Origin of the sequence: Streptomyces sp. NPDC057136 (genome assembly GCF_042670885.1) — a bacterium.
Lineage (GTDB): Bacteria > Actinomycetota > Actinomycetes > Streptomycetales > Streptomycetaceae > Streptomyces.
In genome coordinates this window covers 58,008-70,764 of the sequence record NZ_JBHUUV010000011.1, presented here as the reverse complement: position 1 = coordinate 70,764, position 12,757 = coordinate 58,008, and the positions used below count along the sequence as shown (strand labels likewise).

Sequence of the window (12,757 nt, the reverse complement as noted above, 5' to 3'; positions counted from 1 at the left end):
GGCCCCGCCCCCGTTCTCACGCGAAGGCGTCATCTGCGGCGTGGCTCGACGAGCCCGGCCTCGTACGCGAAGACGACCAGCTGGGCCCTGTCCCGGGCGCCGAGCTTGATCATGGCGCGGCTGATGTGGGTCTTGGCGGTGAAGGGACTGACCACCATGTGGGCGGCGATCTCCTCGTTGCTCAGTCCACGGGCCGCCAGCGCGGTGACCTCGCGCTCCCGGCGCGTGAGGATCTCCAGGCCGGGGGCGGTCGTACGGTCGGGGGGCCTGGCGACGAACTCGCCGATCAGCCGGCGGGTGATGGCGGGCGAGAGGAGGGCGTCGCCGCGCGCGGCGACCTTGATGGCCTGGAGCAGCTCGGCGGGTTCGGTGTCCTTCAGGAGGAATCCGGCGGCGCCCGCGCGCAGCGCGTCGAAGACGTACTCGTCGAGGCCGTAGTTGGTGAGGATCACGACGTGCACCCCGGCCAGCCGGGGGTCGGCGGCGATCTCGCGGGTGGCCTCGATGCCGGTCATCACGGGCATCTGTACGTCGATCAGCGCGACGTCGGGGGTGTGGTGCCGGGCGAGCTCCACGCCCTGGCGGCCGTCGGTGGCCTCTCCGACGACCTCGATGCCCTCCTCCGCGTCCAGCAGCGCCCGGAATCCGGCCCGCATCAGGGCCTGGTCGTCGACGATCACCACCCGGATGGTGTCCTGGCTCATCCGGTGACCGCCCGCCCGGCCGGTTCGGCGCCGGTGAGCGGAAGCTCGGCACGCACCGAGAAGCCGCCGTGGGCGCGGGGTGCGACGACGAGGGTGCCGCCGAGCGCGGTGACGCGTTCGCGCATGCCGGTCAGCCCGGTGCCCGGGGTGACGGTGTCGCCGGGCAGGCACGGCCCCTGGTCGTCCACCGAGACGACAAGGCTGCTGTCCGTATAGCTGAGCCGGACGGTGGTGCCGGCCCGGTCGGCGTGGCGGGCCACATTGGTGAGGGCCTCCTGCACGATGCGGTACGCGGCCCGGTCCACGTCCGCGGGCAGCGGCCGTGCGTCGCCGTCGGCCGTGACGGCGAGCGCGATGCCCGCCGCGCGGGCCCGCTCGGCCAGCTCCCCTATCCGGTCGAGGCCGGAGCCCGGCTCCGCGACATCCGTTCGCAGGACCTCCAGCGTCGCGCGCAGCTCCCGCATCGCCTCGCCGCTGGCCTCCTGGATGGCGAGGAGTGCGGGCTCCACCTCGGCACCGCGCTTCCGGGCGAGATGGACGGCGACTCCGGCCTGGAGTTTGACGATCGAGATGGAGTGGGTGAGGGAATCATGCAGCTCCCGGGCGATACGCAGCCGCTCCTCGCCGGCCCGACGCAGCGCGGTCTCGTCCCGGGTGCGTTCGGCGTCGAGGGCGCGCTGTTCGGTCTGGCGCAGGTAGGCCTGCCAGTTCTTGTCGATGAGCCCGGTGACTCCGGCACAGAGGAACCAGCCGAGCAGGAGCAGGCTCCGCTCGACGGTGTCCCGGGTGTCCGGCGCCGTGGCGAGCAGTACGAGGACGTAGCCGATGAGGAAGACGCCACCCGCCGCGACGGCCTGCCCGCGGTGCCCGTTGCGCGCCGCCGCGTGTACGGCGGCCAGCACGGGGAAGGCCGCCCAGGTGCCGGGGTGCGCGTGGACGACGTACGCGAACATGCAGAGCGTGGTGACGGCGAGCACGGTGCGCGGGGCTCTGCGGTGTACCGCCAGCGCGAGCGAACCGGCCGCGACGAGCAGCAGGTCCAGGACGCCGGGCGTGGATGCGGCGACGGCCGCGAGAGCGACCGCCGTACCGATCGCCGCGGCCAGTACCGCATCCAGCAGTTGCGTCCGCCGGCCGATGTCCCCGTGCATGAGCCGCACCCTAACTCCCTTACGCTGCAGGGCGCGTCATCCTTGGAGACCGGCTCCGCGCTACTCCCGGCGGAGTAGCCGCCTCCCCGGGACGTCGGTCCGGCGCAGCGCCGAATACCTTCCGGTGTACGACGACCGGGGCCGGGTCCGGGGGTGACCATCGTCGCCATGACCGGACACTTCCGATACACCTCGCCCCAGCCACCGAAGTCCGCGACCGGAGTGGTCGCGGACGTCTACGCCCAGCTGGCCACCGACTTCGGGATCGAACGCGCGTCGACCTTCGTCGTCCTGTCGGCGTCACCGCCCCTCCTCACCGCCACCTGGGCCCTGGTACGCGAATCCCTGCTGGCCGGACACGTCTCCCGTACGGACAAGGAGGTGGTGGCGGCCGGGGTGTCGCTGGCCAACCGGTGTCCGTTCTGCGTGGTCGCGCACACCGTGCTGCTGCACGCCACGGGCGACCACCGGCTGGCCGAGACGATCGGCAGCGGCGGGCTGCCCGCTGACCCCGGCCACCGCGAACTCCTCGCTTGGGGAAAGGACATGAGCACCCCGCCGCCGTTTCCGGCGGGGCACGCACCGGAGCAGATCGGGACGGCGCTCGCGTTCCACTTCATCAACCGCATCGTGTCCTCGCTGCTGACCGAGGACATGCTGCCCGGAGGCGCCCAGAGGTACCGGCTGGTGCGGAGCGCCGCGGGCCGTTCCCTGGCCCGCACCGTCCGGCGGGAGCTGCGGCCGGGGACGAGCCTCGCGCTGCTCGAAACGGAAGGTGCGGAGCCCGCCTGGGCCGCGGGCACTCCGGTCGGTACGGCCTTCGGGGTGCTGCGTTCGGCCGCGCACCTGGGCGCGGGCCTGCTGAGCGACGAGGACGCGGCGTTCGTACGGGAGTCGGTGGCCGGCTGGGACGGCATCACGCCTCTTCCGCTCAGCGGTGCGGAACTGCCGGACCGGGCGGAGCGGCCCGGTGCCCGGCTCGCGCTGCTCGCGGCCCGGGCCCCCTACCGGATCACCGATGAGGACGTGGCGGCCTGGCGCGTGCCGCCGTTCACCGATCACTGCCTTGTCCATCTGATCGCCTTCGGCGCGATCTGTGCCGTCGAGCGCATCGAAGCGAATCTGCCGACTCACTCCAAGGAGCTCGCATGACCGTCGCCGCAGCGTGGAACGGCCCTCTCGGTGCGCACTGGGCCGACCATTCCGACCGCTACGACGCGATGCTGTCCGCGTTCGACGGGCCGCTCATCGACGCCGCCGCCCTGGAGGCCGGGGACCGGGTGCTCGACATCGGATGCGGCAGCGGCGCCATGAGCCGGATGGCCGCCCGACGCACCGTGCGGGGCCGGGTCGTCGGCGTCGACATCTCGGCACCGCTGCTCGACAGAGCCCGGGCCCTGACCGACTCCCGGCAATACCCCTCTGTGGAGTACGAGTTGGGGGATGCCCAGGTGCATCCCTTCCTGCCCGGCGGCTACGACGTGGCGATCAGCCGGGGCGGGGTGATGTTCTTCGCCGACCACATCGCCGCGTTCACCAACATCGCCGGAGCTCTGCGCCCCGGCGCGCGGCTGGCCCTGGTCTGTCCGCAGCCCGCACCGCCGGAGGGCGAGGAGCGCAAGGCGCTCGGTCTGCTGGCCTCACTGCTCGGCCGTGATCATCCGGTCGAGGGGGCGGTGGCGTCGGCCATGGCGTCCCTCTCCGCGCCGGAACGCATCCATCAGGTGCTGGCGGCGGCCGGTTTCGAGGAGATCCGGACCACCCCGGTCGTGGCCGCCACCCACTGGGGGAAGGACGCGGCGGACGCGGTGGACTTCTTCGTCTCGCGCACCCCCGGGACGACGGTGTCGGACGAGGTGCGCGCCGCGATGCTGGACGTCCTGTTGCCGCACGAGACGCCCGGGGGTGTGCTGTTGCGGGCGGGGGTGTGGGTGGTCAGCGCCCGTCGCCCTTCCTGAGCCCGGGCCCGTGCGGCGCCGGTGGCCGGTGCTCGAACCAGCGGCGGTCGGCCTCCAGTTGGGCGGCGAGCGAGATGAGCTTCTCCTCGCTGCGGGAGGGGCCCAGCAGTTGGGCGCCGATCGGGAGGCCGTCGCCGGTGAAGCCGGCCGGCACGCTGATTCCGGGCCAGCCGAGGACGTTCCACGGCCAGGCGTACGGGCAGGCCGCCGCCATCGCGAGATCGGTGCGCCAGGCGCTCAGGCGGTCGAACGCGCCGATGCGGGGCGGCGGCGCTGCGGTGGTCGGGGTGAGCAGCACGTCGAAGCCGGATGCGTCGAAGAGGGCGCCGATCCGCCGGTGCTGGCGCACTTCGCGGGCCCGGGCAGCCCGCACCACCCGGCCGCCGAGGAGGGTACCGGTGCGCAGGGCGCTGCGGGTGCGTGGGTCGAGGAGCGCGGGTTCGGGGTGGAGTGCGGCGAGTTCGGCGATCCCGGCGGTGGCGCGGGGGACGAAGGAGAGGCCGATCAGCCCGTAGCGGGGGCGGGCCTCCTCGACGTGGTGACCCAGGCGGGCCAGGCTCTCGGCGAGCGCGGAGACTGCGCGGCGGACCTCGGGGTGGGGTGCCACGTGCGTGAGGGTGAGCGCGGGCCGGAAGGCGACGGCGATACGCAGGGTGCCGGGGTCGCGGCGGGCGGCGGCCGATGCGCCCACGGCGGGCGGGCGGTGTGGGTCCTCGGGGTGCGGTCCGGCGACGGCGTCCAGCAGGAGGGCGGCGTCGGCGACGGTACGGGCGAGGGGGCCGTTGACGGTGAGCCCCTGGAAGGCGTCGCTGTGCGGGTGGACGGAGATCCGGCCGCGTTGCGGTTTGATGCCGACGAGGTGGGTCCAGGCGGCGGGGATACGGACGGAGCCTGCGCCGTCCGAGCCGAGCGCGGCGGGGACCAGACCGGCGGCGACGGCCGCCGCGGACCCGCCGGACGAACCGCCCGGTGTGTGCGCGGTGTTCCAGGGGTTACGTGTGGCGCCGAAGGCGGGCCCCTCGGTGAACCCCCACTGACCCAGCTCGCAGGAGTTCGTCTTGCCGACGACGACGGCCCCGGCGGCGCGCAGCCTGCGCACCGCCTCGCTGTCGGAGGTGGCCGGGGGCCGGTCGCCTTCGCAGCCGAAGTAGGTGGGCATGCCCGCGACATCGGTGTCGTCCTTGACCGCGACCGGCACACCGAGCAACGGAAGCCGCTCCCCCGCCGCGAGTCTGCGGTCGGCCTCGGCGGCCTCGGCGAGCGCAGCCTCGGGGCGCAGCTGCCGGAAGGCGTTGAGGGTGGGCTGCGTCGCCTCGATACGGGCAAGTGCCGCGTCGACCAGTTCGGCGGAGGTGGTCAGACCGTCCGCGAGGCGGCGTGCGCTCTCCGCCAGACCGCTCGTGTCTGCTGAGGGCATGGGCCGACGCCTCCTCGTAGTGACTTACTGGAGGGTAACCACGGCGGGGCGGCCCACTCAAGCATTCGGCCGGATTGTCAGTGCCGGTTGGTACGTTCGGCAGCACACATGAACGAGAAAGACGGTGGGATCTGTGGGACCGGAGTTCGAGGGGGAGTTCGAGACGCACCTGACGGTGCGTCCGGCGTCCGGGCCCGACGGCACGGAGGGGGACGCGGACCGGCTGGGGCTCTGGGCGGTCCGCAGGGGGCTGAAACTCACCCGCATCGTCCTGGACCGCGGTGCGGCCCCCGACCAGCCGATGCTGACGGAGCGGGGCCGGGGCAGCCTGTCCGGGCAGCGGGAGGCTGCGGCCCGGCGCCGGGCCGAGCTGGAGGCGGCGGGCTTCCCGGTGGTCCGGGTGAAGATCGAGGCGGCTCCGTGGAACGAGGACGTGCCCGGCACGCCGGCCGCGGCGCGTGAGCTGGACGGAGTGCTTCCCGGCTGCCACTTCGAGCACCACATCAAGCTGGTGCTGTCGGGCGAGGATCAGCTCGTGATGGCCAGAGCGGTGGCCGAGCTGCACGGGGCGCATCTCTCGCGCAATGCCCGTCGCGCGTACGAGGGGCGGCACGAGCGGTTCGTGACGCAGCGCTGCCGGGCGGTGGGCCGCCCCGGGGCGCGGGCCCGCCTCGACGCGCTGCTGGCCGGGCTGTCCGCGGCCGCGCTGGAGGCGGTGGAGGTCGAGGAGGAGTTCGTGGTGTACGACGACTGCCCCGCGGTGGACGCGGGCTGGATCGATGAGCGCGAAAAGGTGACCGTATGAACACGTCCGGGGAGAACGCGTCTGCTGCGGGGCTGTCGGGGAAGAGCCCGTTCGACCGTGCCGCTCCCGGCGAACCGGCCTTCGCCGACCCGGCGCTCGCCCCGCGCTGGCGGGCCGCCCGGCGGGCGGTGCAGGACCACGTGCTGCGGCTGATCGCCGGGGCGCCCTGGGGCGCGAACCTGGTACTGCGGGGCAGCCTTCCGGTCCAGGTGTGGGTGGGCGAGGCGGCGCGGGAGCCCGGCGATCTGGACTGGGTCGTGCTGGACACCTGCCCGGACGTCCACAAGGAGTTCGTGGAGGCGCTGCGGACCGGCCCCGCACTGTCCGACGGGATACGGATCGACCCGTCCGCGGTGACGGAGGACGAGGAGTGGACGGTCCGGGAGTACCAGACGGAGGGCGTACGCCTCCTGATCCCGTGGGAGACCGAGGGGCTGCCGCCGGGCGAGCTGCGCATGGACTTCGCGTACGACGAGGAGATGCCCGAGGCGCCGGTACGGCTCGACTGCCCGCGCGGCGACGGCGGCCCGCCCACGGCGATATCCGCCGCGAGCCCCGGGCTCTCGCTCGTCTGGAAGCTGATGTGGCTCGCCGAGGACTGGGAGACCGAGGGGCTGGGCGCGGCGAAGGATCTGTACGACGCGATGCTGCTGGCCGAGCACCCGCTGACCTCCTTCACCCGGGCCCATCTGCTGGAACTGGAGATGGAGGTCGGGGACTGGTTCACGCCGGACTCGGTGCGCGACTTCGAGGTGGACTGGGATGCGTTCCACGCCACTCATCCGTGGGTGGAGGGCGACGCGGCGAAGACGGCCGAACGGCTGGAGCGGGCGCTCACCCGGCTCTTCCAGGAGGCACCGGACCGGTAAATGTCCGCCGCGCGTCGGGCCCCGGGCCGGCGTACCCTCGAAGGCACGGATCGCCCGCCTGAACACGGCCCTGACCAGGGCCTTTCAAAGGAGGCGACGTGACCGGACAGCGTATGGCGGCCCGGTTGGCGGCAGGCGCGGCAGTCGTCGTTCTCACTGTCACGAGCGGCGCGGTGGCCCTGGCGGACGACGATTTCGAGTCGCTTACCGCCCAGCAGATCGCCGACCGCTCCCGTGACGCCCTGCTGGACGCTGACTCCCTGCGTCTGACCTCCGAGGGCGACCTCGGTGAGGGCAAGGCCCCGATGACCGTGGATCTCACCCTGGACCGGGACGGGAACTGCCGGGGCTCCGTGGATCTCGGCGAGGACAAGGGCGCGGTCGAGGTCATCAAGCGGGGCGACGCGGTGTGGCTGAAGCCGGATTCGGCCTTCTGGAAGAGCCAGGTTCCGATCGGTGGGACCACCTTCGAAGCGATTCTCGACGGCCGGTACATGAAGGGCGAGGCCGACGACCCGCGCCTGCGCAGTGTGACGGAAGCCTGCGACCTGGACACCTTCCGCGAGCTGCTCACCGACAACGCGGACAAGACGAACGGGACGCTCACCAAGGGCACGAAGACCACGGTCGGCGACACCCCTGTCATCCCGGTCACCAGGACCGAGGGCCGCGAGAAGCTGACGCTGTACGTGGCGACGGAGGGCAAGCACTATCCGGTGCGCCTGACCGTCCAGGGCTCGTCGGCCGACGCGGTCGTGGGCCTCTCCGGCTTCGACAAGCCGGTACCCACGGCCACGCCGTCCGAGGACGAGACCGTCGATGTCACCGCACTGCTGGGCGGGGCTCCCGCTCCGGTCTGAGTCCGAGGCCGAGGAGGGTGTAGAGCACCAGCGAGGAGGCCAGGCCGACGGCCCAGCCGTAGTCCGCGAGGGGTTTCAGGAACGGGATGAGTCCGTCGGCGGGGAACGGCCCCTTGCCGGGTGCCGAGTGGGAACCGCCCACCGCCAGGACGCCGCCGACGGCGAAGGCGGCGACCGCGCGCCAGTTCCAGCCGTTGGTGTACCAGTAGCGCCCGCCGGGGCGGTACAGATCGGCCAGGTCCAGGACGGTGCGTCGGATGATCCAGTAGTCGGCGATGAGGATGCCGGCCACCGTGCCGAGCAGCCCTCCGACCAGGCCGAGCCACGTGAAGATGTACAGCTCGGGGGTCTCGGTCAGCTTCCACGGCATGATCAGCACACCGATGATTCCGGTGATCAGCGCGCCGGTGCGGAAGCTGATGAGCTTCGGCGCCAGATTCGCCAGGTCGTACGCGGGTGACACGACGTTCGCCGCGATGTTCACCGAGATCGTCGCGATCAGGACGGTGATCAGCCCGAAGAGCAGCCCGAAGACGTTGTCGGTCTTGGCGACGAGCTGGACCGGGTCCCAGACGGGCGCCCCGTACACCGCCTGCGAGCCCGAGGTCACGAAGACGGACAGCAGCGCGAAGAAGGTCATGGTCGTCGGCAGTCCGAGCGACTGCCCCCAGAGCTGGGCGCGTTGGCCCGCGCCGAAGCGGGTGAAGTCGGGGATGTTCAGCGAGAGCGTGGACCAGAACGCGATCATGCCCATCAGCGAGGGGAAGAAGACCGGCCAGAACTCCTTGCCCCAGCCGAGCGCGGACGGCTGGTCGAGGAGCGGGCCGAAGCCGCCCGCCTTGACGGCGATCCATACCAGCAGCACCACGGCGCCGACGATGACGAATGGCGCCGCCCAGTTCTCGAAGCGCCGCAGGGTGTCCATCCCCCGGTAGATGATGGCGAGTTCGAGAGCCCAGAAGAGCGCGAAGCAGAGCCAGAGCGTCCACGGCTGGCCGCCGATCACGGAGGCGTTCGCCCAGCCGCCGAAGATCTTGCCGAGCAGGGTGAAGATGCCGACGCCGCCGATCCACGTCTGGATTCCGAACCAGGCGCAGGCGACGGCGGCCCGGATCAGGGCGGGCAGATTGGCGCCGCGCAGCCCGAACGACGCGCGTGCCAGGACCGGGAAGGGAATGCCGTACTTGGGCCCGGCGTGACCGGTGAGCAGCATCGGGGCGAGGACGATCACATTGGCCAGGGCGATCGTGAAGACGGCCTGCTTCCAGTCCATCCCGAGGGCGACGAGCCCCGAAGCCAGCAGCCAGGACGGGATGTTGTGCGCCATGCCGACCCAGAGGGCGGCGAAGTTGTACGTCGTCCAGCGGCGCCGTTCGAGCGGGACTGGCAGGAGGTCCTGGTTGACGAAGCGGGGGTCGTCGGGGACGGCGCCGGGGGCCAGCTCGACACGGCCCGACGGGTCGGGTGTCCGGCCGTGTATCCGGTCGTGTTCGGGTGCGGGTGGGACGGTCGATGTCATGGCGGCTGGACCCTTCGCTCGGGAACGGTGCCGTGCGGGGCGGGGGGTTGTATGTGTGCAGCCTGGGCTGGGGACGCGCTCGGGGTCAGTCGGACAGTGCGGGGATGATCTCGGAGCCGTACGCGTCGATGGTCGCTTCGCGCGCGTCGTGCATGTTGTAGACGGCGAACTGGTCGACGCCCAGGTCACGCAGGACCCGCAGCTTCTCGATGTGCGCCTCGGCCGGGCCCAGCAGACAGAACCGGTCGACGATCTCGTCGGGCACGAAGGCGGTGTCCGGGTTCCCGGTGCGGCCGTGGTGGCTGTAGTCGTAGCCGGACCGCCCGGCGATGTACGCCGTCAGCGCTTCGGGCACGAGACCCGAGTGCTCGCCGTACCGCGAGACGAGGTCGGCGACGTGGTTGCCGACCATGCCGCCGAACCAGCGGCACTGCTCGCGTGCGTGGTCCAGGTCGTCGCTCACATAGGCGGGCGCGGCCACACAGATGGTGAGTGCGTCCGGGTCCCGGCCCGCCTCGGCCGCTGCCTGCCGTACCGCCTTGACCATCCACTCGGTGAGGTACGGGTCGGCGAGCTGGAGGATGAACCCGTCGGCCTTCTGCCCGGCCAGGGCGAGCGCCTTGGGGCCGTACGCTCCCATCCAGACGGGCAGCCGGCCGTCCTTCACCCAGGGGATCTGGACGGGCTGACCGTCGACGGTCGCTTCGCGCCCCTCGGCCAGGTCGCGGATGACGTCGATCGACTCGCCGAGGCGGGCCAGGGTGTTGGGTTTGCGGCCGGCGACCCGCATGGCCGAATCGCCCCGTCCGATGCCGCACACCGTCCGGTTGCCGTACATCTCGTTGAGGGTGGCGAAGGTGGAGGCGGTGACCTCCCAGGTGCGGGTGCCGGGGTTGGTGACCATCGGGCCGACGATCAGCCGCTCGGTGTGCTCCAGAATCCGGCTGTAGATGACGAAGGGTTCCTGCCAGAGCACCGTCGAGTCGAAGGTCCAGCCGTAGCGGAAGCCGTTGCGTTCCGCACGGCGCATGAGTCCGACGACGGCCGATGCGGGCGGGTCGGTCTGGAGGACGAGTCCGAAGTCCATGACAGGTGCTCCTAGTCCAGGTACTGACACGTGGCGCGTGGGGTGTACATACCGTGCCCGGCTCGGCCGGTGAACTTGCGTCCCTCGATGACGGGTTCGCCGCGCGAGAGCACGGTCTCGACCCGGCCGGTGAGCTGTTTGCCCTCGTACGCCGAGTAGTCGACGTTCATGTGGTGGGTCTCGGCGGAGATGGTCTGGGTGGCGTGCGGGTCGTAGATGACGACGTCCGCGTCGGCTCCCGGGGCGATGGTGCCCTTCTTCGGGTAGAGGCCGAACATCCGGGCCGGTGACGCGCAGGCGATCTCGATCCAGCGGCGGCGGGTGAGGTGGCCGTCCACGACCGCCTGGTGGAGGAGGTCCATCCGGTTCTCCACGCCGGGCATGCCGTTGGGGATCTTCGAGAAGTCGCCGCGGCCCATTTCCTTCTGGCCGGAGAAGCAGAACGGGCAGTGGTCGGTGGAGACGACCTGGAGTTCGTTGTTCCTGAGCCCCCGCCAGAGCGCTTCCTGGTGCTCCTTGGGCCGCAGCGGGGTCGAGCAGACGTACTTGGCGCCCTCGAAATCGGGCTCGGCGAGGTTGTCGGTAGAGAGGAACAGGTACTGCGGGCAGGTCTCGCCGAAGACCGGGAGTCCCTTGTGGCGGGCGGCGGCGATCTCTGCGACGGCCTCGTCGGCGGAGACGTGGACGACGTACAGCGGCGATCCGGCGACCCGGGCCAGCTGGATGGCGCGGTGGGTGGCCTCGGCCTCCAGCGCGACCTTGCGTACGTCTCCGTGGTAGCGCGGATCGGTGCGCCCCGCGGCCAGCGCCTGTTCGACGAGGACGTCGATCGCGATGCCGTTCTCGGCGTGCATCATGATCAGGCCGCCGTTGTTCTCGGCCCGTTGCATGGCCCGCAGAATCTGGCCGTCGTCGCTGTAGAAGACGCCCGGATAGGCCATGAACAGTTTGAACGAGGTGATTCCCTCCGCGACGAGGAGGTCCATCTCCTTGAGCGAGGACTCGTTCACGTCGGCGAGGATCATGTGGAAGGCGTAGTCGATGGCGCAGTTGCCGTCGGCTTTCGCGTACCAGGCGTCGAGTCCGCCGCGCAGGCTGCCGCCCACGCTCTGGATGGCGAAGTCGATGATCGTGGTGGTGCCGCCCCAGGCGGCGGCCCGGGTGCCGGTCTCGAAGGTGTCGGCGGCGAAGGTGCCGCCGAACGGCATCTCCATGTGCGTGTGCGCGTCGACGCCGCCCGGGATGACGTACTTCCCGGTGGCGTCGATGGTCCGGTCCGCGGTCCAGCTGTCGGCCGCATCGGTGCCGTGGGCGGCGAGGGCGGCGATGCGCCCGCTCTCGATGAGCACGTCGGCGTGGATTTCGTCGGACGCGGTGATGACGAGGCCGCCGTGAATGACGGTGCGGCTCATGTACCCCTCCTCGCGGTGGCGGAATGGGTCTACGCACGTAGACAGGGTGCGTGGTGAAGAACGTAGAAGTGGGTTACCCACTGTGGCAATACCGCTGCTGCTAACCGATGAAGACGTTTCCGTTTCCCGTGCGGCGCACCCCACCGGCCCAACGCACGACGCGGCGCGGCACCGGCCCGATGCCGCGGTACGGCACCGCGCCGTGTCGTATACGTCCGGCGGGCCGGGGCGGCCGGGCGGGGGAACGTGCCGGGCGGCGGGACAACAAGGGCGAGCGGCAGAGCCGCGTGGCCGCCGTGCGGTTGCGCCCCTTCCGGGCCCCGTGACCCGGGAGATCCCCTGGGTCGGCGAGGTGCCGTCCGACCTGGAAGCACTCGCCGCGGTGCCCGGCCGGCCCCACCACTACATCGCCGTGGCCAGTGCGGGAACCGCCCACGACATCATCGTGGCGCACGGCAGGGCGACGCTGCGGGGCGACCCCGTCGTGCTGCCGGGCCGGCGCGGCGGCGACAACTACGAGAGCTTCGCGCAGAAGTCCGTGGTGCGGGCGGCGGCACTGAACGTCGGCGCGTACCGGATGGCTTTCGGCCCGGTCACCTCGCGGCAGGAGTTCGCCGTGCCGTATCCGAACCAGGATCTGAAGATCCTCGGGAACGGCACCGTCATGGTGTCGTCCGCCTCGGACTCCAACGTGGACGAGGGGCCGTTCAGTTCGGCGGTCCACGTCGCGGGACGGCTGTCCGTGAACCGCGCCGACATGGCCGTACTGACGCTGAGGAAGACGCCGGACCTCAAGCCTCTGCGCCACTGCACCAAGCAGCACGACCGCAGGATCGAGGCCATCGCCTTCCTGCCGGACCGTCAGGCGCTCTGGGGCACGGACGACGAGAACAAGGGCGGCTCCGTGAAGTTCAACTGTGTGAACCGGGTGAACCGGGTGAACCCGTAACAGCCCCGGAGAGTGGCCGGGTCCGG

Annotated in this window: 12 protein-coding genes; 6 read left to right on the top strand and 6 right to left on the bottom strand. The window is 71.5% G+C overall.

Annotated elements, in window-relative coordinates; genetic code table 11:
• Positions 1 to 29: 29 nt before the first annotated feature.
• Together ACFT7S_RS16290 and ACFT7S_RS16285 are read right to left on the bottom strand one after the other, a co-directional pair.
• The gene (locus ACFT7S_RS16290) at positions 30 to 704 is read right to left on the bottom strand and encodes a response regulator (protein WP_382732085.1); all 675 of its coding nucleotides are present in this window, start codon (positions 702 to 704) and stop codon (positions 30 to 32) included.
• On the bottom strand, positions 701 to 1,855 hold the full coding sequence (locus ACFT7S_RS16285; protein WP_382732083.1) for a sensor histidine kinase: 1,155 nt from the start codon (positions 1,853 to 1,855) through the stop codon (positions 701 to 703). Before ACFT7S_RS16285 ends, ACFT7S_RS16290 begins: the two co-directional genes overlap by 4 nt.
• A gap of 168 nt (positions 1,856 to 2,023) precedes the next feature.
• On the opposite strand from ACFT7S_RS16285, the gene ACFT7S_RS16280 reads away from it, so the two are divergent.
• Together ACFT7S_RS16280 and ACFT7S_RS16275 are read left to right on the top strand one after the other, a co-directional pair.
• Positions 2,024 to 3,007, top strand: a complete 984-nt coding sequence (locus tag ACFT7S_RS16280; protein ID WP_382732081.1) for a carboxymuconolactone decarboxylase family protein — start codon at positions 2,024 to 2,026, stop codon at positions 3,005 to 3,007.
• Positions 3,004 to 3,813, top strand: a complete 810-nt coding sequence (locus ACFT7S_RS16275) for a class I SAM-dependent methyltransferase (protein WP_382732078.1) — start codon at positions 3,004 to 3,006, stop codon at positions 3,811 to 3,813. The genes ACFT7S_RS16280 and ACFT7S_RS16275 overlap by 4 nt, the downstream gene beginning before the upstream one ends.
• Here the strand turns inward: ACFT7S_RS16275 and ACFT7S_RS16270 are convergent.
• Positions 3,791 to 5,230 carry an amidase gene (locus ACFT7S_RS16270; protein ID WP_382732076.1) on the bottom strand — a complete coding sequence of 480 codons (1,440 nt, stop codon included), beginning with the start codon at positions 5,228 to 5,230 and terminating at the stop codon, positions 3,791 to 3,793. The two genes, ACFT7S_RS16275 and ACFT7S_RS16270, sit on opposite strands and share 23 nt — an antisense overlap.
• A 124-nt stretch (positions 5,231 to 5,354) precedes the next feature.
• Between ACFT7S_RS16270 and ACFT7S_RS16265 the strand changes: the two genes are divergently transcribed.
• The 3 genes from ACFT7S_RS16265 to ACFT7S_RS16255 all read left to right on the top strand — a co-directional run bounded on the left by ACFT7S_RS16265 (position 5,355) and on the right by ACFT7S_RS16255 (position 7,764).
• Entirely contained in the window at positions 5,355 to 6,035 is a 681-nt protein-coding gene (locus tag ACFT7S_RS16265) for a hypothetical protein (RefSeq protein ID WP_382732073.1), read from the top strand.
• Positions 6,032 to 6,904 (top strand): nucleotidyl transferase AbiEii/AbiGii toxin family protein, encoded by an 873-nt coding sequence (locus tag ACFT7S_RS16260; protein WP_382732070.1) that lies wholly within the window; start codon positions 6,032 to 6,034, stop codon positions 6,902 to 6,904. The genes ACFT7S_RS16265 and ACFT7S_RS16260 overlap by 4 nt, the downstream gene beginning before the upstream one ends.
• A 98-nt stretch (positions 6,905 to 7,002) precedes the next feature.
• Entirely contained in the window at positions 7,003 to 7,764 is a 762-nt protein-coding gene (locus ACFT7S_RS16255; RefSeq protein ID WP_382732067.1) for a hypothetical protein, read from the top strand.
• Here the strand turns inward: ACFT7S_RS16255 and ACFT7S_RS16250 are convergent.
• From ACFT7S_RS16250 to hydA, 3 genes are all read right to left on the bottom strand, one after another.
• On the bottom strand, positions 7,727 to 9,283 hold the full coding sequence (locus ACFT7S_RS16250) for an NCS1 family nucleobase:cation symporter-1 (RefSeq protein WP_382732064.1): 1,557 nt from the start codon (positions 9,281 to 9,283) through the stop codon (positions 7,727 to 7,729). The two genes, ACFT7S_RS16255 and ACFT7S_RS16250, sit on opposite strands and share 38 nt — an antisense overlap.
• An 85-nt stretch (positions 9,284 to 9,368) precedes the next feature.
• Complete coding sequence (locus tag ACFT7S_RS16245) at positions 9,369 to 10,370, bottom strand: TIGR03842 family LLM class F420-dependent oxidoreductase (RefSeq protein WP_382732061.1); 1,002 nt, start codon at positions 10,368 to 10,370, stop codon at positions 9,369 to 9,371.
• An 11-nt stretch (positions 10,371 to 10,381) separates the two neighbouring features.
• Entirely contained in the window at positions 10,382 to 11,782 is a 1,401-nt protein-coding gene (hydA, locus tag ACFT7S_RS16240) for a dihydropyrimidinase (RefSeq protein WP_382732059.1), read from the bottom strand.
• A 322-nt stretch (positions 11,783 to 12,104) separates the two neighbouring features.
• Here hydA and ACFT7S_RS16235 point away from each other — a divergent pair, with 322 nt between their 5' ends.
• On the top strand, positions 12,105 to 12,731 hold the full coding sequence (locus ACFT7S_RS16235; RefSeq protein ID WP_382732056.1) for a hypothetical protein: 627 nt from the start codon (positions 12,105 to 12,107) through the stop codon (positions 12,729 to 12,731).
• Positions 12,732 to 12,757 lie beyond the last annotated feature (26 nt).

Excerpts from the sequence above, each read along its gene's own strand:
- ACFT7S_RS16290 (WP_382732085.1), bottom strand. The coding sequence starts at position 704 with ATGAGCCAGGACACCATCCGGGTGGTGATCGTCGACGACCAGGCCCTG.
- ACFT7S_RS16285 (WP_382732083.1), bottom strand. The coding sequence starts at position 1,855 with ATGCACGGGGACATCGGCCGGCGGACGCAACTGCTGGATGCGGTACTG.
- ACFT7S_RS16280 (WP_382732081.1), top strand. The coding sequence starts at position 2,024 with ATGACCGGACACTTCCGATACACCTCGCCCCAGCCACCGAAGTCCGCG.
- ACFT7S_RS16275 (WP_382732078.1), top strand. The coding sequence starts at position 3,004 with ATGACCGTCGCCGCAGCGTGGAACGGCCCTCTCGGTGCGCACTGGGCC.
- ACFT7S_RS16270 (WP_382732076.1), bottom strand. The coding sequence starts at position 5,230 with ATGCCCTCAGCAGACACGAGCGGTCTGGCGGAGAGCGCACGCCGCCTC.
- ACFT7S_RS16260 (WP_382732070.1), top strand. The coding sequence starts at position 6,032 with ATGAACACGTCCGGGGAGAACGCGTCTGCTGCGGGGCTGTCGGGGAAG.
- ACFT7S_RS16250 (WP_382732064.1), bottom strand. The coding sequence starts at position 9,283 with ATGACATCGACCGTCCCACCCGCACCCGAACACGACCGGATACACGGC.
- ACFT7S_RS16245 (WP_382732061.1), bottom strand. The coding sequence starts at position 10,370 with ATGGACTTCGGACTCGTCCTCCAGACCGACCCGCCCGCATCGGCCGTC.
- hydA (WP_382732059.1), bottom strand. The coding sequence starts at position 11,782 with ATGAGCCGCACCGTCATTCACGGCGGCCTCGTCATCACCGCGTCCGAC.